Raw genomic sequence first — 26,463 nt, forward strand, 5'->3', positions numbered from 1 at the left:
ATCGACCGAATCGACAACACATCTAATTAAACATCATATGTTTTGGAATGCAAGACATATAGGCCTGTCGGGCAGCGCAGGTCGCGCTTCCAGCGCCCGTTCTACCGTACCAGTGTCGGAGGAGCGCTTTCCTCGGCGGAAAGAAAGCCGTCCTTGTTCTTGTCCCGGTTGGAAAAAATCCAGAGGAAGACCCGGACGATCTCGTCGACGCCCATCTCGTCATTGCCGTCCGCATTGAAACGATCGAGCGTCAGCCTCTGGAAGCCGCCCTCATTATCACCGAGCCATTCGACCGCGGAAATCTTGCCGTCTTTGTCCGCATCGCGAATCTGCAATTCGCGCGTTCCCATGAACATGACAAATTCGTCCGGTGACAACCGGCCGTCCCCATCGGCATCGGCACCGGGCTTGAACACCGAAGATTGTGGCGGGGCGGCCCTCTCGGCTGCGGTCGAAGCCTTCACCAGCTGCGGCGATCCCACGCGGGGCTCGTCGGCCCGGCGCCAGCTGCGAACCCAGTCGACCTCCATTGATGCGGGATATCCGTCGCCCGTAGCCGCGCCCGGCACCGGGCAACGCCAGAATCCGTCAGGACAATCGCGATAGGTCACATGCGGCGAGCGCAGACCGAGCGAGAGCGTCACATACATAGGGAGGTGCCAATAAAGGTTCGGCTTGCGCGCAACCTCGACGCCATCGATGTACCAGATGACCTCATCGGGCGAGACGCGCGCGCCATAGATATGAAAATCGTCGCGCGGATCGAAGCCCGCCTCGATCCGGTTCTTGGCGAGCTCGGGAAAATTGCCCGGTCGCTTCCAGATTTCCTTCCCGTTTTCGATCATCCGCATGTGAAGGTTCATGTCGATCACTTCGGGTCCATCGCGTCCGACCGCATTTTCGACAAAGCCACCCTGTTGCAGCTCGACGATGTCGACTTCGGAATAGGTGACCGCCCCCTCGCCGCGCGTAAACCCATGCCGCTTGTTGGTCTCCGCAATGCTATAGATCCAGAAGGCCGGACTGGAGCCGGGATAGGTCGGCACACCCTTGATGCGGGCTTCATAATAGCCGTAAGTCTGATAGCCCCGCGAACGAACGATCCCCGACTTGTAGAAGAGCCGCTGATCGGTTGGCCCACTCGCATCGGGTGCGCGGCGCGCAGCCCGGTGCGGCTCGTAACGGATAGTCAGCCGCAACGTGCCGTCGTCGACGGTTGCATTGCCGGGCTCCCACGACCAGGGACCCCAATCCTCGACATCGGCATTCCAGCGCGCTCCATCGATCCTCGCACCATCAAATTCGTCAGACAGTTCGGGAACCAGCTCCCACCCGGAACGAAGGTCGGCCGGGAGCGTGGGCTGCGATTGCGCAGCAGCCGGAGGCGCAGCGAGAGCCAGAAATCCCAGGCCGATAGCGATCGACGACACCATTCCCGACAAATGCATATCTCACTCCCCCGCTGCACGGGCACATGAACGCGCCTCGCTCTCTATGATGTTATCAAACATCATATGTTTTAGAATTGCAAGCGGTCTTCGTGACATTGCGGAGCGCAAAGCGCCTACCAGTTGGTGTAGGAGCCGTCGGGTTTCTGCATGCGCGGAGCTTCCCAATATTTGAAGCTGCACGCGGCAACGGCCTCCTCGTTCACGAGGACACCGTGCCCCGGCCGGTCGCCGATCGGATAGGCGCAATCATCGACAACCGGGACATGGTCGAAATATCGCGACAGATCCTCATTATCGCGCAGCTCGTACGGCGCGATCTCGTGCGAAAAGAAATTGGGGATGGCAGCGACCAGCTGCAGCGTCGCCGCGGTGCAGATGGGCCCGAGCGGATCGTGCGGCATGACGTCGATATAATGCGCCTCGGCGAAAGCCGCGACCTTCATCGCCTCGGTGAGCCCGCCCACATTGCACACGTCGATCCGCGCGAAATTTGTCAGACCCGACTCGATGAGCGGCATGAACTGCCATTTGTCAGAACATTCCTCGCCGATCGCAAAGGGAATGTCGGTCATTTGCCTCAGCGTTCGATAGGCCTCGATCGATTGATAGCGGATCGGCTCCTCGAGAAAATCGAGCGTCGCTGGCGGCAGCTTTTGACAGAAGGATGCCGCTTCCGCGACGCTTAGCCGGTGGTGGAGATCAATGCCGAGCACGACCGAAGCACCGACCTCTTGCCGCAATTCGGTGAGCGCTGCTGCCGTGTCAGCAATCGATTTGCGTATGTCGAGAACCGTTGGCTCGTCGCTCTTGCCGAGATCGCCGGCCGCGAGCCGGACCGTTTTCCACCCCGCGGCCACGAAGGCTTGCACTTCCGCGATCATGGACGCGTCGTGCGGCTTGATGCTCGTCACGAAACAGTCGGCACGATCCCGCTGCTTGCCGCCGAGAAGCCGGTGCACCGGGACGTCGAGCGCCTTGCCCGCTATATCCCAAAGCGCGATATCGATTGCCGACAAGGCCGCGGTAAGCACGCGACCGCCCTCGAAATACTGACCGCGGTAGACTTCCTGCCAGATCGCACCGATGCGGGTAGGATCCTTGCCGATCAGAAATTCGCGAAAATGATCGATGGCGCCGACCACAGCCTTCTCGCGGCTCGAAAGCCCCGATTCGCCCCAACCGTGCAGCCCTTCGTCCGTCTCCACCTTGACGAGACAAAGATTGCGGTGGCCGACCCATACAGGATAGGCCTTGATATCGGTAATCTTCATAATCGCCCGCAAGCCTCCCCTAAATTGGCCTTCAAGCGCCGACCGCCGCGCCGAGCGCCCGGGCCTTGGCCCTGACCGTTTCGACACTGTCTCCGGGGCGATAAAGCTCGCTTCCGATCCCGAAACCTGCCGCGCCCGCCGCTTTCCATTCCGCGATATTCGACGAACTGATGCCGCCTGTCACGAGGATGCTGACATCGGCTGGAAGGATCGAGGCCAACGCCTTGAGATGCCCTGTGCCATAGGTTGTCGCAGGAAAAAGTTTGAGAAAACGAGCGCCTGCGTCAACCGCAATAAAGGCCTCGGTCGGCGTCGCGACGCCCGGCACGGCGATCATGCCCGCAGCGATCGTCGCGCGAATGACGTCGGCATTGGTGTTCGGGGTGACAATTATCCTGCCGCCTGCGGCCGCGACCTTGTCCACCGATGCGACATCGAGCACGGTCCCCGCCCCCGTGATGCAATCGCCGGGGAGCGCTTCGCTCATTGCCCGGATCGATTGAAACGGCTCGGGCGAGTTCAGCGGCACTTCGATGCAGCGGAATCCCTCGTCGTAAAGAACTTGTGCGACCGGTGCCGCTTCGTCCGGCCGAATGCCGCGCAATATTGCGACAAGCGGCGCGTGCGCGAGCGCCTTTTCAATACTGGTCATGGTCGATCGTCCTTCGCGACAGGCTTAGAGTGCAAGAAAGCCGGCGTGGACGGCGTCAACGCCGTCGAATATCCGGCACGAATGGCCCATGCGCTCGATCGCATGAGCATATTTGCGGCACAGCGATGGGTCGCCGACAAGTTCGACCCCAGCCGGCGGCACGCCATAGAGGTCGAAGGCATTTTGTACGCAGGACCCGATGAGAAGCCCCGAAAGATAGCTTGGCCCGTCGCCTGCGCGCTCGCCAAGGACGAGCTTGCGTGTCCGCGTCGAAAACAGCGAATGGAGGAGCGCACTCGGTTGGTCGAGAATCAGCTCGACGCCCTTCAGAAAGGCCGCCTGCTCAAAGGGCTTGGCGAAGATGACATCGTCCTTGGCGACGAGGATCGAATGCTCCTTCAGCAAGGCGAAGAGCTCGCCGGTGAGCGAGGTATTGAAATAATCCAGACGTCCGCCCTCCACCCGGCACCATTTGGTGTGCGTACCGGGCAGGCAAAAGAGTCGATCGGACTGCGAAGCACCGGGATTCGCGCTGAGCCAGCCGAGCAGCTGCAATTCCTCGCCGCGCATCAAATCGGGCTGCCCCATCGGGTTGGTGCATTTCATGCCGGGCAGTATCGCCATACGGTGGCCGCACTGCTCGAACCGCTCGGCTTCGCCGGTAAGGTCGGAGAGGCTCGCGGGGCAATCGAGATATTTTGTCTCGCGCCACCCGATGTTCGATCCGACCATTCCCGCCATCACGATATCGAGCTTGCCATGCTTGTCGGTCCACGGCTCGATCGCCGACAACAGAACATCGGCAATCGGGCGATCGAGTTTGGCGATGCCGTCGCCATAAACGACATGGTCGCGGTCGGGAGCCTGGCCCTCCGCCTCGATCAGCATGGCGCGCATTCGGCTGGTGCCCCAGTCGACGCCGACATATGGCCGGGTTAGCATGATACGTTCCTCTCCGCCGTGCAACCGCCTTCTCTTTGAGGACGATTGCGAACGCTCCTATCATTCATCATATGTTTGCGAAGGTCAAACATTTATGTCATAGCGATACCGTTGACCCATAATAAGCGCCTCCGCCAACATGTTGCGGAGACCGGGCAAGGGAGAGAAGAGTCGATGCTGGCAACCGCCACTCAGCGCAATGCGACGCGCTATGCCTTTATTGCCGCGTTTGGCGGTTTCGTCTTCGGCCTCGACGCGGCCAATCTTTCGGGCGCGATTCGCTATATCAGCGCGCTCTTCGCGCTCGATTCGTTCGAAGTCGGGCTGGTCGCCACCTGTTCGATCGTCGGCGTGATCATTGCGCTCTTCTTCACCGGATGGCTCTGCGAACGCTTTGGCCGCAAGAAGATCCTGCTCGCGATCGCGCTGGCCTATTCGCTATCGTCGATCCTGTCGGCACTTGCCGTCAATTTCGAGATGCTCGTCGTCGGGCGCTTCATCGGCGGCGTTGCCTTCGCCTCGATTACCGTTTCGGCGATGTATATCGGCGAAATAGCACCCGCCGACCAGCGCGGCCGGTTTGTTTCGATGTCGCAGCTCCTGATCGTTCTCGGCAGCCTCGTCGCCTTCGTTGTCAACTATTTCCTGGTCAAGGCGCTCCCCGGATCGGCCCTGCTTACCGAAGCGAACATCTGGCGTTTCATGCTCGGCTTTGAATTGATCGCAAACATCATTTGGGTCGCGAGCCTGCTCACTGTCCCCGAATCCCCGCGCTGGCTTATGGCCAAGGGACAGAAGGACGATGCCCGCCGCGTCTTTTGTCAGACGATCCCCGATAGCGACATTTCTGCAACGATTGCCGACGTCGAAGCCAGTATCGCCGAGGAAGCCCGGCAACACCCCGTTGCCCAGCTTCGCGAATTTTTCAGCCGCCCGTATGGCTATGTCATCGCGATCGGGGCGCTATATGCGATCGTCCAGGGTGCCACCGGCATGAACGCCGTCCTCTTCTTTGCGCCGATGGTGTTCGAGCAGATCGGGATGAGCGTCGAGGACAGCTTTTTCCAGACGATCATCCTCGGTGCCACCGCAGTGTTCGGCACCATTGTCGCAATTCTCTTCGTCGAAATGTGGGGACGCCGCTTCCTGACGCTCGCCGGGCTGTCGCTCATCTTCATTGCCCATCTGTCGACCTGGCATGGGTTCGACAGCGCGAAATACCGGATCGACGACACCGCCATCGCCGCGATTGCCGACCAAGGCATCGACGCGACGAAGCTGGCGCCGCTTTCGGGACGAACCTATGACAGCGACGTCGCGCTCAAGCGCGACCTTGCGTCGGTCTATTCGAAACAGGAACTGCCGCTTGCGACGGGTCCGGTGATCAATTCGACGATCGACATCAATCCGGTCTTCGTCCTGTTCGGGATTTTCGCCTTTTATGCAGCGTTCAATCTGTCGATCGGGCCGATCATGTGGGTCATCTTCTCGGAGATTTTCCCGAACGCGGTGCGTAGCGTCGCGATGCCCTTCGTCGCGCTGGTGCAAACGATCGCCGGCTTCGTGATTTCCTATTTCTTCCCATGGCAGCTCGAAAATCTCGGGGCCGCATCGACCTTTTTGATCTTTGCTATCGTCGCAGGGATCGGGCTAGCCTTCATGGCCTTCATCCTGCCCGAGACCAAGGGCAAGTCGATCGAGCAGCTTGAGCGCGACCTCGTCCGAGCCTAGCCTTTTCAACCAGCGAAATTGCAGCCCTGCTGCGAAGGAGAGACATCATGCCGGGACGGCTCGAAGGCCGCGTCGCAATTGTGACCGGAGGGGCCGACGGCATCGGCCGCGCGATCAGCGAACTTTTCGCACGCGAAGGCGCGAGCGTCTGCATCGCCGACCGCAATGAAGAACTGGGCGGCGAAGCGGCGGCACAGATTGCCGGCCACGGCGGCCGCGCAGAATATATTGCGACCGACATCGCCGACGCTGCCAGCATCGCGGCCATGGTTGCCGAGACGTGCAAACGTCTGGGCGAACCAGCCGTGCTCGTCAACAATGCGGGCTACATCACCTTCACCGACGATCCCGTCGAGGCGAGCGCCCAGACCTGGCACGACATTTTCCGCGTGAACCTCGAGGGCATGTGGGAATGTTGCCGTGCAGTGCTTCCCTATATGCGCGCGGCCAACAAGGGATCGATCGTCAACCTGGGGTCGGTTCACTCGTTCCAGATCGTCACTGGCCACTTTCCCTATGCCGTGACCAAGCACGGCGTCATTGGCCTGACGCGAAGCCTTGCGGTCGAATATGGGCGCGAAAATATCCGCGTGAATGCGCTTTGTCCGGGAATGGTCGAAACGCCGACGGCGCTGCGCACCTGGGCAGCGACCGATGACCCCGAAGGGATCCGTGCTGCCGTCGGGGCCATCCATCCGCTCGGACGCAATGCGAGTCCGGGGGAGATGGCCTATCCCGCGCTGTTCCTGGCAAGCGACGAATCGAGCTTCATGACGGGGCAGTCGCTCATCGTCGATGGCGGACGGTCAGCCTTCTATTCCGACTGAGCCGTCGATCCGTCAGCTTTCCAATTCCACGGCTCAGCGTGCGCGTCGCGCGCGGGGACACGGTAGCGATCCATGCGATCAGTATCATATTCCTCGAACTGTTGGTCGAGCGTCCAGAGCGGACGCTCCTGGGTCAGCTCCCACTCGTGCAGTCGTTTGAAGAGAGCGAGCACGCGATCGGGGAAACGTGCGGCAAGATCGCGCTGCTCGCCTTCGTCGCGCGCGAGGTTGAAGAGCATCGCCGGCCGGTCGGCGAAGCGGACAAGCTTCCAGTCGCCGTCGAGCACTGCGGCGCGCACATCCTTCTTCCAAAAAAGGTAGCGATGCGGCGTCTGGGCGTCGCCCGGCTTGGCGAGGGTGGGGAGCAGATTGCGACCGTCGACCTTCGGCAGAACCGCGACCTCGCCTCCAGCAGCCGCGAAAAAGGTCGGAAGCAGGTCCATCGTGCTTATCGGGCGATCATAATCGACGCCCTGCGGCAATCGCGCGGGCCAGCTCAGGAGGAATGGGACCCGGATGCCCCCCTCGAGATGGTTCGATTTCGTCCCGGCAAGCGGCCAGTTGAGCGAGCCGTTCTTGTCGGTCGGTCCGCCATTGTCGTTGGTAAACACGACAATCGTATTGTCAGCGAGGCCCCGCTTCTCGAGCGCTGCCATCACGCGGCCGATCGCGCGATCCATCGACAGCATCATCGCGGCATAGGTCTTGCGCTTGCCGCTCAGCGCAGGAAAGCGCGCTAGATCTTCCTCGGTTGCTTCCATCGGCGTGTGCGGCGCGTTGAAGGCAAGGTAGATGAAAAAGGGCTGCGCAGCGTTGCGCTCGATGAAACTCGCGGCCTCGTCACCGAGCTGGTCGGTCAGGTAGCGGCTGGGTTCTTCGAGTTTTCCGAAGCCGCGCTCCATCAGCTTGTCGCGCGCGACGCCAGGCTCGCCATTACGATAGGCGAAATAGCTGCGATCGCCGCCCCGAAAGCCGTAAAACTCATCGAAACCGCGATTGAGCGGGTGGAAGCGGTCGGCATTGCCAAGGTGCCATTTGCCGTACATCGCCGTGCGATAGCCGCGGCCTTTGAGAAGCTCGGCCATCGTCGTCTGGCTGAGCGGTAGCCCCATATCATCGCCGAGGAACTTCGAATTGGGACTCATGAAGCCCGGGACGTTGATTTCCTGATAGCCGAACTTCTGCTGGTAGCGCCCGGTAAGCAGCCCCGCGCGCGAGGGGCCGCAGGTCGCGTCGGTGACATAACCGCGCGTGAACCGGATGCCCCGTTTCGCAAGGGTGTCGAGGTTGGGCGTCACCATGTCGCGCGCGCCCTGAAAACCGAAATCGTGATATCCGGCGTCGTCCGAGAAAATGAGGATGATGTTGGGCCGATCACCGCGCGTTTCGGGATGCGCCTGTGCGCCCGATGCGCTCAGAACAATCGCCGCGGCGGCGGCGTAAAGGGTCAGGCATTTCCGCAACATCGGCTTTCGCTTTTCCTCGCTTGAATAAAGATGAGATTTGCGGCTGGCGCCGCTAGATGACCGGATCGTCGCCAAATTCGAGATTCAGCCGGCGAACGGCGTCCTCGAGCAATTTGGCCGTCAACTTTTCGGCTTTGGCGCCGTCGCGCTTTTCAATCGCATTGGCGACGTCGCGATGGAACGGAATCGACGCACCATTTTCGCGCGGGTCCTTGTTCGTGATCCGCACGCTGATGAGCAGGGCAGAATAGGTGACGCCCTCGATCGCGGCGATGAATTCATTGTGCGCCGCGTGCAGGATTGCCTTGTGGAACAGCGCATCGGCGATGATGAAGCGTTCGGCCGAACCCTGTTCCTCGGCCATCCGGTCGCAGGCAAGCTGGATATCCTGGATTTCTTCGTCGGTCGCGCGTTCGGCCGCCCACCGCGCCGCCTTGGGTTCGATGGCCAGCCGGATTTCGGCGAGCTGCGCGAGGAACTGTTTGCGCGGCGGCGCCGAGAGGTGCCACGCCATCACATCGTCATCGAGCAGCTTCCAGTTGTTGCGCGTTCGTACATGGGTGCCAATGCCGCGACGAACCGATAGCATACCCTTCTCGACCAGAATTTTCACCGCTTCGCGGACAACGACGCGGCTCACCGCATAGCGTTCGGCGAGCGAATTCTCGTCCTCGATCAACTCGCCGGGCTGGAAGGTGCCGGCCACGATCCGGCGGCCCATCTCGCGCGCCATCTGTGCAGGAAGGCTCAACCGGACGTTCGGCGTGTCCTTGAGGTCATAATAGACGAGTTCGCTCATAATATCTCCATCAGGCTTGCCCGCACACTATATCAAATAGATATGATGTTTCTATTCGCATTATGCTCAGAGCCTGACCCGGGGTTCGGGGGCGCCCCGCGCGACGCCCGGAAAGCATAAGGTGCTGCCATGCGCGACCGCATCGCCCGCCTTCGGCTCCAGCCCAATCGCCGCTGTTGTCACGTAAATGTCGGAACAGTCGGTCCCGCCGAAGGCCGGACAGGTGGCGCGCGGCGTGAGCGTTCCCAGCCGCCCGACGAGTTCGCCCTCGGGGCTGATGCGCAGCACGGCCGATCCGTCGAAGATCGCACACCAGAGGTATCCGTCGCGGTCGACAATCGTGCCGTCGATGGTTGTTACCGATCCGGAGTAATCGAGAAACAGCTCGGGTTCGGCCGATGGCCAGCCATGCTCGTCCAGCGCGATACGCCAGGTCTTGCGCTGCGCTGAGTCGGTAAAATAGCCGATGCCACGCGTCCGGTCGAAACACAGGCCGTTGGGGATGGTAATCTCGCCGGCGATCCGGCGAAGCTCTCCGTGCGAATAACGGTAAATCGCCCCGCTGCCCTCCGCAGCCTTCTTGTCCATCGTTCCGATCCAGAAGCCGCCCCAGGGGTCGGCCCGACCATCATTGCTTCGCGTCAGCGGATTTTCTGCTTCGATCGGGCACAGCAAGGTCCGCGACCAGTCGGAAATCGCAAGGCTGTAGAGGCCGGTCTCGCTTGCAAGGAGCAGCGTATCTCGATCGATCCAGCCGAGCGCCGACACCATCTCGTCGAAGCGATGCGCGCGCGCGCCGCCTCGCCCGCGCGCCAACACCGTCTGCGCAGGAATATCGACCCAGAAAAGCTCGTGACGCTCGGGATGCCACAAGGGCCCCTCGCCCAACCGACAAATCCGATCGTCGAAGACGACAGGCGTGACGCCCGACAATGCGTCATCCGTCATCGCCCGCTCCGCTCGATCAGCAGCGCGAGATTGGCTGCAGCAGGGTCTTCGACAGCCTTGAGGCGATCAAGAAGCCGTTGGCGTAGCGCCATCACTATCGAAGCATGGCGCGGTGCGTTGACCAGATTGACGGTTTCCCCAGGATCGGCCTTGAGGTCGTAGAGCTCGTCAAGCGACTCTCCCGGGTTCCACACATATTTATAATCGCGCGTGCGCAGCGCACGCAGGCCGAACCAGGCACCATTATACCATTCATAGGCATAAAGGGCGTCGTCGGGCCCCTTGTAGGATGAGCTTCCGTCGATCACCCCGGCAAGCGATTGGCCATCGATCGGCTTGTCGGGCTCCAGGTCCATCCAGTCGAACAGCGTTGCCGGGATGTCGATGAGCGACACATGATGGTCGACAATACGCGGGCGGGCGCCGGGCGCGCGCATCAACAAGGGGATGCGCATCAGCTCGTCATAGGCATAGGCCGCCTTGTCATAAAGGCCATGCTCGCCGATCATGCTCCCCTGGTCGCCCAGCAGGACGATATGCAGATCGTCATAAAGGCCGGTTTCCTTGGTTGTTCGGATAAGGTCGCCCACCGCCCGATCGATCATCGCCACGGCGCCATAATATTTGGCGCGCGCCTCGCGCCAGTCGCGGTCGGTCATGTGCCCGACGTCGTGCCACGGCCACCAGGGATATTCCTGGCTCAGCGGCTTTGCCTCGCGCGGGGCGAGGTGATTGGACGGAAGCGCGAGCTCTTGGGGATCGAACATCGAGGCATAGGGTTCGGGCACGCGATAGGGCGGGTGCGGCTGCTGGAAACTCACCACGGCGAAGAAGGGCTTGCCGTCCCCCGCGACTTGCCGGAAAAATGCCTGCCCCTTTCGAACCTTTTCCGCAGTAAAGCTCGATTCGTAGCTACCCGGAAGCGTCTCATAATATTGGTGCTTCTCGCCGCCCGCGTCGCGCTCGCCCAGCTGGTACCGCCGAACGGCGGCCAGCGAATCACGCGGCGTATAGAGTTTGCGTGCCGCCTCCTCCTCGACAAAGGCCTCGACATAATCGGCTCCGCGGATCTGCGGACCGCGCTCGCCGAGATGCCATTTGCCGACATAGCCGACCCGATAGCCATTCGCGCTCGCGACGCGCAGCAGGCCGCCCTCGTCATCGCGCAATTTTGCGAGGCGCGAGTGCCAGAGCTCGACATTGTCGTCGAGGCCTGTGCGATGGCCCCACCGGCCGGTAAAAAGGGCGGCGCGTGAGGGCGAACAGAGGCCCGTCGTGCTGATCGCAAGGTCGAAACGCGTCGACTCCGCCGCCAGCGCATCGATGTTGGGCGTGGGAACCGGACCGCCGCGATAGGAGAAGCTGTCGAAGCGCAGGTCGTCGAACAGAAGGATGAGGATGTTGGGCTTGCGCGCCGAGGCGGCCGGCTCCGCCGCGCGAGCGCCGCGGGGCGCAACGACCTGCGGCTCCGTGGCCGAAGCCAGCACGGAAACCCCCAGCGCCAGACCGAGTGCGAGCGTACGTCTCTTCATCGGTCAGGACCCCTCCCACTCATTATATATCGCTATCGCGCTGCGCTTTGCCATCTGATCGTTCCAGCGCTGCCAAGCCGCGTCGAGCTCGCGCGCGCGGACTTTCCTGCTGCTCCGAAGATTCTTCTTTTCGCCAATATCGCTCGCCAGGTCGAAGAGCGATTGATCGCGCCGATATTCGACCAGTTTGTCGCTTCCGTCGATCGCGGCGCGGCGCCCGATCCGCATATTGTCGCGGCTGTCGCTGGGGTAACGCCAGAATAGCCGTTGATGGGGTACCTCGCCCTTTCGCTTTCCGGTCAAATAGGGAATGAGATTGACGCCATCAAGCGCATTGCGCGCGGGCAGGCTGATCCCGTTTACGCCGGCCGCGGTAGCCGCGATGTCGAGCGAACTCACGCTGTGCGGATAGTCGATCCCGGCCGGGATGCGTCCGGTCCAGCGCATGGCAAAGGGTACGCGGACCCCGCCTTCGAACAGATCGCCCTTGCCGCCGCGCAGCGGCAGATTGACCGAGCCGTTGCGCGCACGGTGAAGCGGGCCGCCATTGTCCGAGAGGAAAAAGACGATCGTGTCATCGGCGAGGTCCAGCGCGTCGAGCTTGTCGAGGAGAGCGCCGACGCCATCATCGACGGCGCTGACCATTGCGGCATAGGTGCGGCGCCGCTCGTCGGCGATGTGGGCAAACCGGTCGAGATATTTCTGCGTCGCCTGCATCGGCGTATGCGGAGCGTTGTACGCGAGGTACAGGAAGAAGGGCTTGTCCTTGTGGCGGGCGACAAAATCGACCGCGCGGTCCGACAGCCAGTCGGTCAGATAGCCCGACGTCGGCACCTGCTGTCGCCCGACCATCAGCCAGCTCTGATATAACTGACCACCGTTCTTCGCTTCCTTGACCGGGATGTTGCGCAGCCGGTCGAGGAAATAATCGTGCCCGCCGTTGGTGAAGCCGTAAAATTCATCGAACCCGCGTTCAAAGGGATGGAATTGGTCGTGGTTGCCCATATGCCATTTGCCCATGACCGCGCTCGTGTAGCCCGCCTGGTCGAGCATATCGGCGATGGTCATCTCGGTGAGCGGAAGGCCCGCGGTCGGATCGAGCGGGTTTTCGCTGGCATTGAGATCATAGCCGAACCGCGACTGATAACGGCCCGTCAGCAGCCCGGCACGGCTCGGACCGCAGACTGGAAAGCTCACATAGCCCCGGTCGAAGCGCACGCCTTCCTTCGCGATGCGATCGATATTGGGGGTCGGAATTTCGGTCGAGCCGTTGAAGCCGACATCGGCATAACCCTGGTCGTCGGTCAGAATGACGATAATATTGGGGCGCCGTTCTTGCGCCTTGACCGACGAGGCAACCGCTTGCGAACGCGAAGCGGGGTTGACGGCTTCTCCGTCGGAAGCAGAGCATCCGGCGAGGGTGGCTGGCGCCAAGGCCAGTACGGCACAGAACGCTATAGTCTTGAACGCGGCCATCGTCACTTCGCTCCCTGTTCTGGCTTCAACGACAGTTCGTCGAAATAATAAGTCCCGCTGGCGTCGCCATCGTCGTTGACGAGCGTGATGCGCAGCCGATCATTCGCGCCCGACTTTGCGGGGCGCGCAATGTCGATCGGCAAATTCACCCACTGCTCACGGGGGAAGCGCGACAGGTCGATCAGCGGCGACTGATACCAGGGATCTTCGAGACTGAACTGGACGACCGCGCGACCGGCGCCGGCAGGCACATAGACGCGCACCGCGAGGACATGATTGCCTGCGTCAGTCTGGACCGACCCATATGGCGCAAAACCGGTCAGGCGGCCTTTGGGAGCCTTGTCGGCTATCAGGCGCAGACTGCGCTTGCCGCCCAGATAATGGTCATTTTCGACGATCTGGAAATGCTTTGCCGCAGCGGTATCGAAATACCAATCCTGGCGCCATTCCTCCTTGTTCCGCACCTTTTCCGATACGCCGGGGGGCTTGCGTCCATAGGTGAACAGCGGCCCTTCGAAACCAAAGAAGGCCCGGTCGAGGCGCTCGGCATCGGGCTTTTGCCAGACGCGCACATAATCGACTTCATAATCGGCCGGCAGTTCGGCAGCGTGCGGATAGCCGAGCCAGGAAAATATTTCCGAATCGAAATAGAGCTGCAGTGGATTGGTGAGCACCCAGCCGTCTCCGATCTCGGCGCGCGACGCCTCGCGGACAAGCTTGCCGTCGACATAGAAGCGCAGGAAATCGGGGTCCCATTCGGCGCCATAGACATGAAAATCGTCCGCGACGCGAAAGCCAAGGTCATGCTTCAGATTATAGACCTTGTTGAGCGGCACCCCGCCGGTAGAATATTTGCCGGGACGCCAGTCGTGGATCGCGGCGTTCAGGGTGTCCTCCACGATCCCCCCATCGCTCTTCTTGGGGCGCCCCATCTGCTCGTAGATGTCGAGTTCGGACTCGTGCCCCAGCGTCCAGAAGGCGCTCGTCATCGCAGCGTCGGCGGCCTTTGAACGAACCTCCATATAGCCATAGAGAAAGCGGCGATTGCTTATCACGCCGCCGGTCGTGACGGGAGCGACTGGATCGCCATAGCGTACGCCCCCCTGCATCTCGTCGGCAAATTCATATGCGGGATCCCATTTCGAGCGGATCTTGAGCTTGCCATCCTCGACGAGGACATTCTCCGGAGCATATTGCGATGGCGCGCGCCCCTTCCAGCCGTTGAAACCACCGCCGCGCCCCTGCACATTCCATTTGTCGTGATCGATCGCCTCGCCGTCGAATTCGTCCGAGACCGATGCGTTAAGCACCCACCCCCCCTTGTTCGAAGGATCGGAGGCGGGCGCGGGATCGCGCGCCAATGCGGAAGTCCCCGCGCCGATCCAGATCGCGCCGATCAGCAGGGCGGTGGTGCTTGCGCCGCGCAACGGGCGCGCCTTGTCGCTCGTCATGCCGCTGCCTCCGGCGCGAGCGCGGTGCTGATCCGCTTGACCGCGAAATAATCGTCGAGCGCGAGGTGCGAACAATCGACCCCGATCCCCGATTGTTTCAACCCGCCGTGCGGAAGGTTGATTGCATATTTGACGCCATTGATCTGGACCTCGCCGAACCGCAGCGCCTGCGCGCAGCGACGCGCTCGCTCGTGGTCGGCAGTAAAGACATAGGCGGTCAGTCCCGCGTCGGTATCGTTCGCAGCCGCGATCATGGCTTGCTCGTCGCCGGGCGATTCCATCAGATTGACGACCGGACCAAAGACTTCTTCGCGTGCGATGCGCATATCGGCCGACACCCGCCCCAGCACGGTGGGCGCGAGAAAGGCGCCAGCCGCGCAGCCGTCGGGCGCTGACCCACCGGCCAAAAGTTCGGCGCCCCCCGCCACGGCATCGGCAACCAGCGCCTCGATCCGGTCGCGCGCGCCGCGGTCGATAAGCGGCCCCATCCCGATGGGTGCCGTCCGGTCAAACCCGACGACGACAGCGCGCGCACGATCGACGATTCTTCGCGCAAGCTCGTCGCGAACCCCCGTGTCGGCAAAGACACGATTGGGCGCGACGCAAATCTGTCCCGAGTTTCCGAATTTGAGCGCGGTAATGACGTCGGCCGCGAGGTCGAGATCGGCGTCGGCGAAAACCAGCACCGGCGCATTGCCGCCGAGTTCCATCGAATAACGTTTGATCGACGTGGCGCCGGTCCGCATCACATGCACGCCGGTCGCGGTCGATCCGATCAGCGTGAGCATGGACGGGATTGGCGATGCCGAAATGCGATTCCCGATCATCGCGTCGTCTCCGCCCACTATGTTGACGACGCCGGCGGGCAGGCCGATTTGATGGCACAGCTGGCCAACTGCATAGGCCGACAGCGGGGTCTTGGCCGACGGCTTGATGACGATCGGACATCCCGAAGCCATCGCGGGACCGAGCTTGTACGCAAGGTTCAGCAGCGGAAAGTTCCAGGCCAGAAATGCCCCCACGACCCCGACGGGTTCGCGGATGATTTCGTGGCGGTGCGTCCCCTCGCGGTCGGCGATTTCCACGACATCAAGTTGGCGCGCGAGCCCGGCATAATAGTCGAGGCTGTCGAGCAGCATGGCATAGTCTTCGCCCGCCGCAGCCCAGGGCTTGCCCATTTCCTGATGCACGAGGGTGCGAAGCCATTCCTCCTTGTCCCCGACTGCCGTGCGCAAACGGTCCATCCATTCGGCGCGCGCGCGGGGCCCGAGCGCCGACCAAGCAGGAAAAGCCGCGGCTGCCGCATCGAGCGCCCCATCGACTGCGTCGGCCGCCGCCGCCGCAACGCGGCCGACGACCTGATCGGTTGCCGGATTGATCACGTCGACTGCGGTGTCCGTGGTGATCAGACGACCACCAATATAAAGGGGGAAAGTCTCGCCCGTCATTCCATCTCCCGCGGTCGCACCGCCCGTTTGTCATGGCCGACGAAGTCCTGAAAAATTTGACCTCACCGGAACACGGTTATAGGACGTGATTAAACATCATATGTTTGATGAGTCAATGTGCTTTGGGAGATAATGATGTCGAACCATGGCAATCGCCGTCGCAGCGCTGCGGCGCTCCTTTGCTTCCTCGCGCTTGCAGGCACGGCAGCAGGTGCCTGGGCCCTATGGCCGACCGCCGCTGCGCCCACGGCCAGCGACCCGCGTCACTGCGTCTCCCCTACCCCCTCCTATATCCGCGTCCCTGCAGGATCTTTCCTGATGGGGCAGGAGGACGTCTATGCCGGCGAAGGGCCAATGCGCCAGGTCGCTGTCGACGGCTTCTGGATCGACCGCACCGAAGTGACCAACGCCGATTTTGCGCGCTTCGTTCGGGCGACGAGCTATGTCACCGTGGCGGAGCAGCCGGTCGACCCGGAGCAGTTTCCCGTACCTGCCGATCAGATTCCGCCTGACCTGCTAAAGCCCGGCTCCGCGGTCTTCACCGCGCCTGCGCGGCCCTCGAACAATTATGCCGACTGGTGGGAATATCGTCCCGGCGCGAACTGGCGCAAACCGTTCGGCCCGCAGGGTCCCGATGCGCTACCCGACCGCCCAGTCGTCCACCTCGCCTACGCCGACATGGAAGCCTACGCCCGCTGGCGGGGCGGGCGGCTGCCGAGCGAGGCCGAATGGGAGTATGCCGCGCGCGCCGGCCAGGACAATTACACCGCGCAACCGAGCGAAGCGAACAGCTGGCAAGGCGTGTTCCCGGTCAAGGATTTCGCGACCGACGGCTATGGCGGGATTGCGCCGGTCGGCTGCTATGCCCCCAATGAATGGGGGCTTCACGACATGATCGGCAACGTCTGGGAAGTGACGAGCGACTTTTATGCGCCGGGCCATGACCCCGATCGCCCTGTCCGCAACCCGCGCGGGCCTTCCCAGGGCGAAGCCTTCGATCCCGCGAATCCCGGCCAGCCCTCGCGCGTGATGAAGGGCGGCTCCTATTTATGCGCGCCCAACTATTGCCAGCGCTACCGCCCCGCTGCGCGCACCGGACGCGACGCGGGGATGGGAGCGAGCAATGTCGGATTCCGGCTCGTATATGAAAGCGAGAAAGCAGCCCGCGATGCAAGTTGAACCCTATATTGCAACAAGAACTGTGGAGCATCCATGACCATGATCTCTCGTCGATCTCTGCTCGCAGCAGGCGCAGCAGCGCCACTGGTCATCAGCGACGCCGCAGGTGAGCGGCCCGCGTCCGGCCCCGTCGATCTTGCCGGAACCTCGATCCTGATTACCGGCTGTTCGAGCGGCTTCGGATATCTGGGGGCACTGCATTATGCGCGCGCGGGCGCGACGGTGGTAGCAACAATGCGCAATTTGCCGCGCCCCGAAGCCGACCGCCTTCAAGCCAATGCTGCCAAAGAATCGCTAAGACTGTATGTCGCGGAGATCGACGTGCTCGACGAGGCGAGCGTCTCCCAGGGGGTCGAGGAGGCGCGGCGCCTGATAGGCGACGTTCCCGATGTCCTCGTCAACAATGCCGGCATCGCGATTGTCGGACCGCTCGAAGCCCAGGACATCGCCGCCACAAGGCTTGCCTATGAAACCAACGTCTTCGGCTATCAGCGAACGATCCGCGCCATATTGCCGGCAATGCGCAAGCGCGGCCGCGGGCATATCGTCAATATGTCCTCGCAATCGGGGCGGCTCATATGGCCTGGTCTTGGTCATTATTGCCCGACGAAGTTTGCAGTGGAAGCGATGTCCGACACGCTCGCCTACGAGCTGGCCGGCCAGGGCGTCGATGTGACCTGCGTTCAGCCAGGGAGTTATCCCACCGGGTTGTGGGATAACCGCGAGCGTCTCACCAAGGCGCTGAAGGACCGATCGGACCCCGCGCATCTCGAAGGCTATGGCGCCATGAGCGCCGACATGGGGTCAGGCCGGGTGACGACGCCGCCCGGTGACCCGCAAGAGGTCGTAGCGGCCATCGCGCAGGCTATCGCTGCGCCGCCCGGTGACCGGCCGCTACGCTTGATGCTAGGGCACTGGGGCAACCCGCAGGCACCGATCAATAACGTCAGCCGCGACGTCCACCTCGATTTCCTCGGCAAGGGACATTTTGGCGAGGCGGCGCGGCAGGTTCACAAGGCTTAACCGGCCCCTCACGCGCCCCTTAGCTGACTTTCATCAGCAGCACCCCATTGCGCGCGATGGGGAATTGCGACCCCAGCGCCTTCCCCGTCATCAGGTCAGTCGCGCTAAGCGGTTTGCCGTCGCGCGTCTCCATTCGCAATGCGGCAGGATTCTTGCCGATATTGAGTGCATTGACCAGCCAGCTTCCATCCTTCTGCCGAACGGCGCGCCAGGTCACACCTTTGTGCTGCGTGCCATTGTCTTCGATGAGCCGGACATCGGGCAGCCCGGGCCGGGCCGCATCGAGAGCCGCCGCCTTCACCGCCCCTAGACCGGCAACTTCCCCCAGAATGACGAGCTTCCCGGACTTGGCCCGCAATCGCCTCGATCGCCGCTGACCATATTCGTCCATCGAAAGGCTCTGCGGCCGGTCGAGGATCACGGTGCCGCCACGATCGAGATAGGCCTGAAGCGCAGCGAACTCGGCATCGGTCACATACTCGGTACGATAAACGAGGATCGCGTCCCACGAGCCATTGTCCTGCTTCTCGATGATCTTCTGCGTCGCGAAGCCGACAGGAAAACCCTCGAAGAACAAGGATTCATAGATTTTGGCCTGCTCGCTCATATGCGCTGATTTGTTGATCGCCGACGTCTCTGAATAGAAAATCCGCAGCGGGCGCCGCTGCTCGCGAAGCGCAAGGATTTCCTCCGAAAAGCTGTTGAGGTCCATCATCACCTGCGTCACCGCATCGGCGACCTGTGGCTGCTGGTTGACCGAACCGACAAAGGAACCGGCGAGTGCGGGATCGAAGAAGTTGAGCTCGCCTTCCAGCCGATCCTCGAACGAACCATCGGGATCGCGCGCCCAGAACCAGCCGAGATTGGCATCCATCCCCTGCAGCGTGGCGAGCCAATAGGCGTTCCGCACATATTCGGGGGTCATGTCCATCTTGCGGAAGCCCGAGGTCGACAGGAAGTGCGATTCAGAATTGAAATGCAACTTGTCGGGCGCGACCGATTCCATGAAGTCGTACGAAAGGCTCAATTCTTCCCAGAAATAGGAATAATGCTCTTCCCACGGCTGCGGCTCGCTCAGGCGAAGGTCGCGTCCTTCCTTTGCCTTTGCATCGTCGCCGATCATCGAGGTAAGCTCGGTGAGCGCCTCGAGGTCGATGCCGTGCGACCGGGCATTTTCGGTGAACATGTTCGGCATGATCTTGATGCTGGTATGCGCCTCGGGGTTCGCCTTGCGCAGCTCGCCCTGGATATGGGTGAACCAGTCGATCGCCCGGTCCATGTTGAAGCGTGACCAATCGTACCACATAGGGGTTCCGCGCGTTGCCGGATCGATCGGGATCGCGATCTCCACGCTCGCGAAATCCTTGAACGCCGTTCCCCAATTGGCGTTGAGGCGGGCGATGTCCCCTGCGTATTTACGGTCGAGCCAGCTTCGGAACTTCGTGCGCGTGTACGAGGAGATGGCGGTCATCTCCCGGAAATTCTGCGTCCAATGTCCTTTTTCGGAGAACCAGTGCGGTTCGTTCGAAAGGATATAACCGAGCTGCGTCACCTTCTTGCCGCGCGTCATCGCGCCGGTCTTGCGGGCAATCTTGCCCCAGACGTCGCGCACGAGCGGATTGTCGATGTCAAAGCCCGTAAAGAGCGAGCGCCCCTTGCGCACCTCGGGCTCGCGCCGCTCGACCCATTCGGGAATGCCCATGTTCCAATAGATGAGGAAACCGACATTGGTGTCGGGTATTTCAGTGATATAGCCGAGCCGTTCCTCGTCCCAGCTGCCATCCTCTTTCAGCAGGAAGGAGTTGATCGCGCGGTCGTGATCGACGTCATAAAGACGCTGCCCGCCATGATAGATCGCGCCCAGATGGTCATTGTAAACCGCCTCGTCAGTGAGCGGTCGCCCCACCGATTTCGAGAAATAATCATAGAGAAATATCGGCCGCCCGTTGGAATAATAGGCATTGTCGCCGACAACGACATTCTGCCAGTCGACCTTGTTGACGGGCCGCCGGGCCACCTCGCCGGACGTCACGCGAGCAAGCTCGGCGATCGCGCGATCGAGCATCTCATTCACCTCCCGGCGCTGGAAATCGGGGATCTCGCGCGCCCAGCGTTCGGCCTTGTCAGCATAGGGTCCGAATTTCGAAAAGGCATATTCGACAGCCTTGGGATTGGCTTCATCCCAATTGGCAAACTTCAGAAACTCGCGCGCGAACCAGACGGTGGTTTCCTCGCGCGTGATATCGTGGCCGGCGGCCTTCGCTGCGCCCATATGCGCTTCGAGCGCGGCGATCTTTGCGACCGCCGACTGTTCGAGACCGGCAGGCACAGGCGCTTCCGACGAAACGGGGGGGACCGCCGAGGTGCTGGCGCAACCCGCAAGAGGCGCCGTGCCGGCGAGAGCAACACTCGACAACAGTGCAAGCCGCCGCGGACCTTTAATCATCAACGTCATTTCCCATCCCCGACATTAACATAGGCGCCGCGCCGCAGGGTCACGGGCACGGTTTCTCCATTGGTCCATCGCACCTCGGCTTTCCCGATGGCGGTGCAGTCACCGAGCCCCAGGTGCAGATCCTGATTGAAGCTTTGCGAAAAGGCTCCCGATCCGGCACCGACGACACGTTGATAGGTCCGGCCGCATGCCGTGGCTGTCAGCACAGCTCCCGGCGCTTGCGCTTGACCGGTTGGCGAGTATCCGACCCGGGCGCCGGCAAAATTTCTCCGGTCTGCGGCGCGGTTGTGCAGCAACTGCCATCGGCCACGCTCGCTCGAGACGATGAGATCGAGGGCGCCGTCATTATCATAATCGAATATCTCTACGGCCCCGCCGGTCGTCCCGATGTCCGGCACCATAACGCCGTGGCCGTCAACGCGCTCGAAGTGCTTCCCCCCGCGGTTGAGCAGCACAATGTGCGACGTCGGACGCGACATGTCGCCATAGCGAAGGATGGCGAGATCGGACCAGCCGTCATTGTCGAAGTCGCCAGCTGCTACGCTCGTCGTTTGTTCATCGATATCGATTCCCATCGCTTCGCTTACATCGACGAAGCGCCCGTTCCGGTTCTCGAACAGACGAGCGGGAAGCGCGCGTTGCGGCTCGATCGGTGCGGCAATATCGACGCCGCGTATGGCAGCTGCAAGACGCGACTGAACCTGCCCGGCGATCCGCCACACGCCATTTCCCAAATGACCGATATAGAGGCCCTCTTCGGTCGGACCTTCGGGCCATCCCTCCGCCGCGCTCGCGGCAATCGTCAAATCGCGTCCGGCGTGGCGATCGGGCACATCGGCAAGCTTCCGCTTCTCCTTGCCGAGATAAACATCATAGTGGGGATAGCTGCGCTGCAGATTCTCGATGACCAGATCGCCGGTAACATTCTGAAATTCATGCCGGAAGGGTTTGCGGAAAGTCAGGAAGGCAAAGGTCCGGCTCGCCGGGTCATAGTAGGATTCCAGGTCGAACTGATGCTCCGCCCTGGCGAGGAAAAGATCGAGGTCGCCATCGTTGTCGAAATCGATCTGCGCAACGCCCGCCACATCGCTCGTATTGGCGAGCCCTCCCAGAACCGCCGTGCTCGCGTCAGCGAAGCTGCCGTCAGCCGCGCCCTTTAGCGCCACCATATTCTCTCCGCCGAAAAGCAGGATGTCGGCAACGCCGTCGCCATCGAAATCGGTCAGCGCGGTGCGATAGCCAAGCCATTTGGCCTGCGGCAGCACTCCGCCGAAGACGAGCTTTTCTTCGGTCACATAGCGATAAAGATGATTGGCGCCTTCAGGCTGGTCGGGCGTGGGAAAGCCCGTCACGACCAGGTCGAGCAGACCGTCATTCCCAACGTCCAGAAAATTCACCGCACGGCCGCGGCCCTTTTCAAAATAGTCGAAGGTACCGCGCGATACGACGGTGCGATCGCGCGCGATACGCAGATGCAAGGGTCGACGCGGGTTGGCGCCATCGCCGCCACCCTGGGCGACGACGAGATCCATGACGCCGTCGCGGTCGAAATCGGCTGCGGCAAGTCCGTGCAGATCGCCGCCGGCAAGTTGCTGCGCCCTGCTGAATCGCCCTCGCCCTTCGTTCCAATATACAATGAGGCTTTTGCCATGTTCGGTGACGATGAGGTCGGAGCGGCCGTCCTGATCGAGGTCGACCACGACCGGGCTATCCCATTTTTGCCGCCGGTGCGCCTCGAAGGGGATCGCGTCCACGACCGGCGCAAACATCGGTTCCAATGCAGCTTGGTCAGCTGTCGCATCGCGCGCCTCGACCGCCGATACCATCACGGCGGCGCCGAGGACGGGAACCCCAAACTTTATCGCTAGCCCTAACCGAAATACCCCAACTTGTCTGCCTGACATTATTGCTCTCTCCCCAGCGGCTCTGTGGGCCCTACTCATCTCTGCATAGCATAACATCATATGTTTGCAATTTTCATATGAGAGGAAAGGGCGAGGCGACCGTCGATAGCGCCTTGCGGAGCTAAGCAGCCGCCTTCGGCCAGTCGTGACCGCGGTGGCACAACGGGGGAGAAACCATGTGAAGACGCTGGCGGCGATTCGAATCGGCCGCGTCGCCCTCAATGCCGAGCAACGTCAAATTGCAGCTATTGCGCCCGATGCTTGGAAGGCCCGATCTTAAACCAATCCGAAAGCGGGAGCACAGCTTGGAGCTTGAAAGAAATCAATCTCCAGCATGCGTTCCGCCGATCGTGATGATCTGGTTGGCCCGGATTGTGCGAAGTTGCCGCTGACTTCCGTCCCGCCAGGTTACGGTGATCGCCTTCACTTGGCTCGACCGGCCAATCCCAAAATGGACGACATCAATCAAACTCTGGCTATGCACCTCGCCGCTGGAGCCAACACGGCGTATCTGCATGCCGCCAGCATAGCTCAGCCGAACGACCGCCCCGTGAGCATCGGTGCCACGCGGGGACGTGCCTACGCGAACTTCAAGCCAATTGCCGACATTTTGGGAGCGGTTCGAATAAAGATGCCAGGATCCGAGATCGTCGTCACTGCTCAGCAGGTCGAGGCGGCCGTCGCCATCGACGTCGAATGCGGCGCCCATGTCTCCGTGGCTGTTTGTCCCCGTCGCGGTCGTTGCACCCGCGATGGACGCCGCGGCGAAATCCCCGCCGCCCATGTTGACAAGCAGGCTGTCCGCTATTCGATTTCGCAACCCACCGAAGTGATACAGGAAGAAGTCCGACCGGCCATCGTTATTGAAATCACCGGGAACAACGCCCCAATTGTTCAAACCGGCGGCGCGGGGAAGTTTGGCCGATACGTCGGTGAACCGATCCCCGTCGTTTCGCAGCAGAACGTCCGGAACGTCGAGAAGCTGTGGCGTCCAGTCGGGGTGGACCGCCGAAACACCGGACAAGGATGCTCGCACGTCCCAAGCCACGTCACCCGCGAGCGTCCACTCGAGCCGCCATTTCCCCGCTCCTAGATATCCCAGATACCATCCATTTCGCGAGCGGTCGGAAGGAAGGCCTTGGGCATCGGCGGGATCAATCTCAACCGTTTCGACAGGCGTGTCGAGACGACGTGCGTCGGCGCCTACGTAGAGGGGAAGAACCAGGCCGGGTTCGCGACGCCAGTGCCAGAAGTCGCTCAGGACGACGGGGCCCGGAGCGGAGAAGCCGACGCCGTCCGACCCTCGATTCCCTTCGTCCCTCAGATCAAGCCGTCCGCGCGCCGCATCGAAATCCAGCGCATTGTTGGCAATCTCGTAATAGACTTTGCCCCTGGCGAGATAGAGATCGAGGTCGCCATCGTTGTCGATGTCGGATTCGGCTGCTGCGGTCACTTGATCGAGTTGGGACAATTTTTCGCCGAGACGGTCGAGCGTTACGTCACGAAAGCGAAATTCCCCTTCATTCTCCAGCAATGTGGCGGGTGTGAACAGGACCACATCGGGTTTTCGATCCCCATTGAAATCGGTGACGAGTATCCGTTCAGCCTCGATGGATTCGAAGAGCGGGCTGGGACGATAGCGGAACTGCTGTCCCAGGTTTTCGAACAACAGGTTGCGCGGACCGGTTTCTCCCGGAAGCTGACGCGCGTTCACGGCCATGATGTCGAGATCGCCATCGCTGTCGATATCGATCCACCGCACCGCACGCCCACGCGCGCCGTAGCCGGTGAGCCCGGATTGCGCAGACACGTCCTGAAATCTGCGCGCGGCCTGCCGTAGCAGGATCGGGGGGCGAGGCTGCTTTCCGTTGCCGCCGCCCACCGCGACAAGGAGATCGAGATCGCCATCGCGATCATAGTCTCCCGCCGCGATTCCATGAACGTCGCGATAGATGTCGGGGAATTCGCCTTCGACAAACTTGCCGTCTGCCGCGCCCCAAAAGATTTGAGCCGGGTGTTCGTCGTGATTCCCGAGGACAAGATCGAGGAACCCGTCGCGGTCGAGGTCGGCGACGACCGGCCCACCATATTTCCATCCGGTCGGCGTCTGGAGCCCGGCAATGTCGGTGACATCGTCGAACGTCAGCTGCTGCGCAAACGCTTGCCCGCAAAGGGCCGTCATTGCTGCAAAACAGGTCATGATGCGAAAGACTGCCGGTTGCATTCACGCCTCCTCTCCAAAAGGCTCTAAACGATCAGATTATTGTCGATTGTCAACAATAATCTGATCGTTTAGAGGGCGACGCAGGAAGGCATTACATGGAAATCTACGACGACCGCATGTGCCAGCTCGGGGAATCTCCGATCTGGCATTCAGGACGGCAGCAGCTCTTCTGGACGGACATCCTCACCAATCGGCTGTGCTGGCGTAGCGAAAATTCGGACGGCGAATGGAAATTCCCCGGCCCGGTATCGGCCATCGCGATCGTCGATAGGCGCAGGCTCGTCGCAGCAGACGACAAGGAGATCTTTCTTTTCGACCTGGAATCAGCCGAGCGCTCGACCCTTTGCCCCCTCGAAGCCGACATCGAACGCCATCGGAGCAACGACGGCCGTGCCGACCCCTGGGGCGGCTTCTGGATCAGCACGATGGAGCGCGAGGGCGAGCCTGGCGCGGGCTCGCTCTATCGGTGGTATCGAGGGGAATTGCGCAAACTGGTCGACGGTCTGGCCATTCCGAACGCAATCTGTTTCGATGAGAAACGCGGCTTGGGATATTACAGCGATACGCTGACCCACTGCCTGTTCCGCATGATCCTCGATGCGGATGGGTGGCCGCTCGAAGACCCCGATCTTTTTCTGGATTTGCGCGCGGAGATGGCGCTGATCGACGGGGCCGTCACCGATGCCGACGGGAATATCCACTTCGCGCTCTGGAACAGCGGCGAAATCCTTACCGTGAACCCGCTGGGAGTCGAGATCGCGCGACTCTCGCTAGGCGTGAAGCAGACCACCTGTCCCGCTTTTGGCGGTGCGGACTACCAATCCCTGTTTGTGACCAGCGCAGCGGTCGGACTCCCGGAAGCGCCCCACCAGGGAACGGTCTTTCAATTGCGCTCACCGTTTCGCGGCCTCCCCGAGCCGCGCGTCATTGTTGACTGAAACAGCGCGAAGGATCGCTTGACACAATCGTTGACAATTGACAATTGACGTTCATGGATATTGCCTATCATTCCGATGCGTCGGGGCCGGTCGGGTGCAATGGCGCTTCGCGCATCGTGGCGGTCGAACCGACGCTCTTTCGCGTCCCGCTTGCCGAGGCGCTCAGCGATGCCGGGCATGGGCTGCATACGCATTTCGAGATCGTGACCTGCCGCATCGTCTGTGCCGACGGTCTTGAAGGCATCGGCTATACCTACACCGGCGGACGCGGCGGCCAGGCCATTCATGCGCTGCTCGCGCACGAGATCGCCCCGCTCCTCCTCGGCCGCGACGCCGCCGAGGTCGAGGCCCTCTGGGCCGACATGCGCGGATGGCTTCATTATCTCGGCCTCGGCGGCGTTTGCGCTTTCGCGGTCGCTGCCGCCGACATCGCCCTCTGGGACCTGCGCGGCCTGCGCGCGCAGCGGCCGCTCTGGCAGCTCGCCGGCGGCCATGCCGACCATGTCGCCTGCTATCGCGGCCTTATCGACCTCGGCTATTCCGACGACCAGCTCCTCGCCGCCGTCGAGCGCGAGTTCGCCGCCGGGCATCGCGGCATCAAGCTCAAGGTCGGCCGCAAGGATATCGCAACCGACGTCCGCCGCGTCCGCGCCGTCCGCCGCCTCATCGGCGACGATGCCATCCTCATGGCCGACGCCAACTACTCATGGGATGCGGACCAGGCCATCGCCTTCGCCCGCGCCGTC

At 61.7% G+C, this 26,463-nt stretch carries 20 protein-coding genes; 6 read left to right on the forward strand and 14 right to left on the reverse strand.

Features of this window, described 5'->3' with window-relative positions:
* Positions 1-101: 101 nt before the first annotated feature.
* From JI743_RS06665 to JI743_RS06680, 4 genes are all read right to left on the reverse strand, one after another.
* Entirely contained in the window at positions 102-1,448 is a 1,347-nt protein-coding gene (locus JI743_RS06665; protein WP_201927131.1) for a family 16 glycosylhydrolase, read from the reverse strand.
* A gap of 116 nt (positions 1,449-1,564) precedes the next feature.
* A complete protein-coding gene (locus JI743_RS06670; RefSeq protein WP_201927133.1) occupies positions 1,565-2,722 on the reverse strand; it encodes a mandelate racemase/muconate lactonizing enzyme family protein in 1,158 nt (385 codons plus the stop codon).
* Positions 2,723-2,753: 31 nt separating this feature from the next.
* A complete protein-coding gene (locus JI743_RS06675; protein ID WP_201927135.1) occupies positions 2,754-3,374 on the reverse strand; it encodes a 2-dehydro-3-deoxy-6-phosphogalactonate aldolase in 621 nt (206 codons plus the stop codon).
* Positions 3,375-3,398: 24 nt separating this feature from the next.
* Positions 3,399-4,316 (reverse strand): 2-dehydro-3-deoxygalactonokinase, encoded by a 918-nt coding sequence (locus JI743_RS06680; RefSeq protein WP_201927137.1) that lies wholly within the window; start codon positions 4,314-4,316, stop codon positions 3,399-3,401.
* A gap of 174 nt (positions 4,317-4,490) precedes the next feature.
* Between JI743_RS06680 and JI743_RS06685 the strand changes: the two genes are divergently transcribed.
* Positions 4,491-6,047 carry an MFS transporter gene (locus JI743_RS06685; protein WP_201927139.1) on the forward strand — a complete coding sequence of 519 codons (1,557 nt, stop codon included), beginning with the start codon at positions 4,491-4,493 and terminating at the stop codon, positions 6,045-6,047.
* A gap of 47 nt (positions 6,048-6,094) precedes the next feature.
* Positions 6,095-6,874, forward strand: a complete 780-nt coding sequence (locus tag JI743_RS06690; protein ID WP_201927141.1) for a glucose 1-dehydrogenase — start codon at positions 6,095-6,097, stop codon at positions 6,872-6,874.
* Here the strand turns inward: JI743_RS06690 and JI743_RS06695 are convergent.
* From JI743_RS06695 to JI743_RS06725, 7 genes are all read right to left on the reverse strand, one after another.
* Positions 6,862-8,340, reverse strand: coding sequence for a sulfatase-like hydrolase/transferase (locus JI743_RS06695; protein WP_201927143.1), 1,479 nt, complete (start codon positions 8,338-8,340; stop codon positions 6,862-6,864). The two genes, JI743_RS06690 and JI743_RS06695, sit on opposite strands and share 13 nt — an antisense overlap.
* 52 nt (positions 8,341-8,392) lie before the next feature.
* Complete coding sequence (locus JI743_RS06700) at positions 8,393-9,139, reverse strand: FadR/GntR family transcriptional regulator (RefSeq protein WP_201927145.1); 747 nt, start codon at positions 9,137-9,139, stop codon at positions 8,393-8,395.
* Positions 9,140-9,205: 66 nt separating this feature from the next.
* Positions 9,206-10,087 carry an SMP-30/gluconolactonase/LRE family protein gene (locus JI743_RS06705; RefSeq protein ID WP_201927147.1) on the reverse strand — a complete coding sequence of 294 codons (882 nt, stop codon included), beginning with the start codon at positions 10,085-10,087 and terminating at the stop codon, positions 9,206-9,208.
* On the reverse strand, positions 10,084-11,619 hold the full coding sequence (locus JI743_RS06710; RefSeq protein WP_201927149.1) for a sulfatase-like hydrolase/transferase: 1,536 nt from the start codon (positions 11,617-11,619) through the stop codon (positions 10,084-10,086). The genes JI743_RS06705 and JI743_RS06710 overlap by 4 nt, the downstream gene beginning before the upstream one ends.
* Positions 11,620-11,622: 3 nt before the next feature.
* The gene (locus JI743_RS06715) at positions 11,623-13,053 is read right to left on the reverse strand and encodes a sulfatase-like hydrolase/transferase (protein WP_201927151.1); all 1,431 of its coding nucleotides are present in this window, start codon (positions 13,051-13,053) and stop codon (positions 11,623-11,625) included.
* A gap of 44 nt (positions 13,054-13,097) precedes the next feature.
* The gene (locus JI743_RS06720; RefSeq protein WP_201927153.1) at positions 13,098-14,546 is read right to left on the reverse strand and encodes a family 16 glycosylhydrolase; all 1,449 of its coding nucleotides are present in this window, start codon (positions 14,544-14,546) and stop codon (positions 13,098-13,100) included.
* Positions 14,543-15,994: an aldehyde dehydrogenase family protein gene (locus JI743_RS06725; protein WP_201927155.1), complete on the reverse strand. Its 1,452-nt coding sequence runs from the start codon at positions 15,992-15,994 to the stop codon at positions 14,543-14,545. The genes JI743_RS06720 and JI743_RS06725 overlap by 4 nt, the downstream gene beginning before the upstream one ends.
* A gap of 135 nt (positions 15,995-16,129) precedes the next feature.
* Between JI743_RS06725 and JI743_RS06730 the strand changes: the two genes are divergently transcribed.
* Together JI743_RS06730 and JI743_RS06735 are read left to right on the forward strand one after the other, a co-directional pair.
* Complete coding sequence (locus tag JI743_RS06730; protein ID WP_201927157.1) at positions 16,130-17,173, forward strand: formylglycine-generating enzyme family protein; 1,044 nt, start codon at positions 16,130-16,132, stop codon at positions 17,171-17,173.
* A 33-nt stretch (positions 17,174-17,206) separates the two neighbouring features.
* Positions 17,207-18,196, forward strand: a complete 990-nt coding sequence (locus tag JI743_RS06735) for an SDR family oxidoreductase (protein ID WP_201927159.1) — start codon at positions 17,207-17,209, stop codon at positions 18,194-18,196.
* A 19-nt stretch (positions 18,197-18,215) separates the two neighbouring features.
* Here JI743_RS06735 and JI743_RS15325 read toward each other — a convergent pair whose 3' ends face one another.
* The 3 genes from JI743_RS15325 to JI743_RS06750 form a co-directional block, all read right to left on the reverse strand.
* Entirely contained in the window at positions 18,216-20,525 is a 2,310-nt protein-coding gene (locus tag JI743_RS15325) for an alpha-amylase family protein (RefSeq protein ID WP_201927161.1), read from the reverse strand.
* A 122-nt stretch (positions 20,526-20,647) separates the two neighbouring features.
* Positions 20,648-22,405 carry a CRTAC1 family protein gene (locus JI743_RS06745; protein ID WP_201927163.1) on the reverse strand — a complete coding sequence of 586 codons (1,758 nt, stop codon included), beginning with the start codon at positions 22,403-22,405 and terminating at the stop codon, positions 20,648-20,650.
* A 472-nt stretch (positions 22,406-22,877) separates the two neighbouring features.
* Positions 22,878-24,779: a CRTAC1 family protein gene (locus tag JI743_RS06750; protein ID WP_201927165.1), complete on the reverse strand. Its 1,902-nt coding sequence runs from the start codon at positions 24,777-24,779 to the stop codon at positions 22,878-22,880.
* A 95-nt stretch (positions 24,780-24,874) separates the two neighbouring features.
* Here JI743_RS06750 and JI743_RS06755 point away from each other — a divergent pair, with 95 nt between their 5' ends.
* Positions 24,875-25,717: an SMP-30/gluconolactonase/LRE family protein gene (locus JI743_RS06755; RefSeq protein ID WP_201927167.1), complete on the forward strand. Its 843-nt coding sequence runs from the start codon at positions 24,875-24,877 to the stop codon at positions 25,715-25,717.
* Positions 25,718-25,770: 53 nt separating this feature from the next.
* Positions 25,771-26,463, forward strand: a 693-nt coding sequence (locus JI743_RS06760; protein WP_330902136.1) for an enolase C-terminal domain-like protein, incomplete at its 3' end; no start/stop codon positions are given.

The organism is Sphingopyxis jiangsuensis, assembly GCF_016734905.1.
In the GTDB taxonomy this organism is placed as follows: Bacteria; Pseudomonadota; Alphaproteobacteria; order Sphingomonadales; family Sphingomonadaceae; genus Sphingopyxis; species Sphingopyxis jiangsuensis.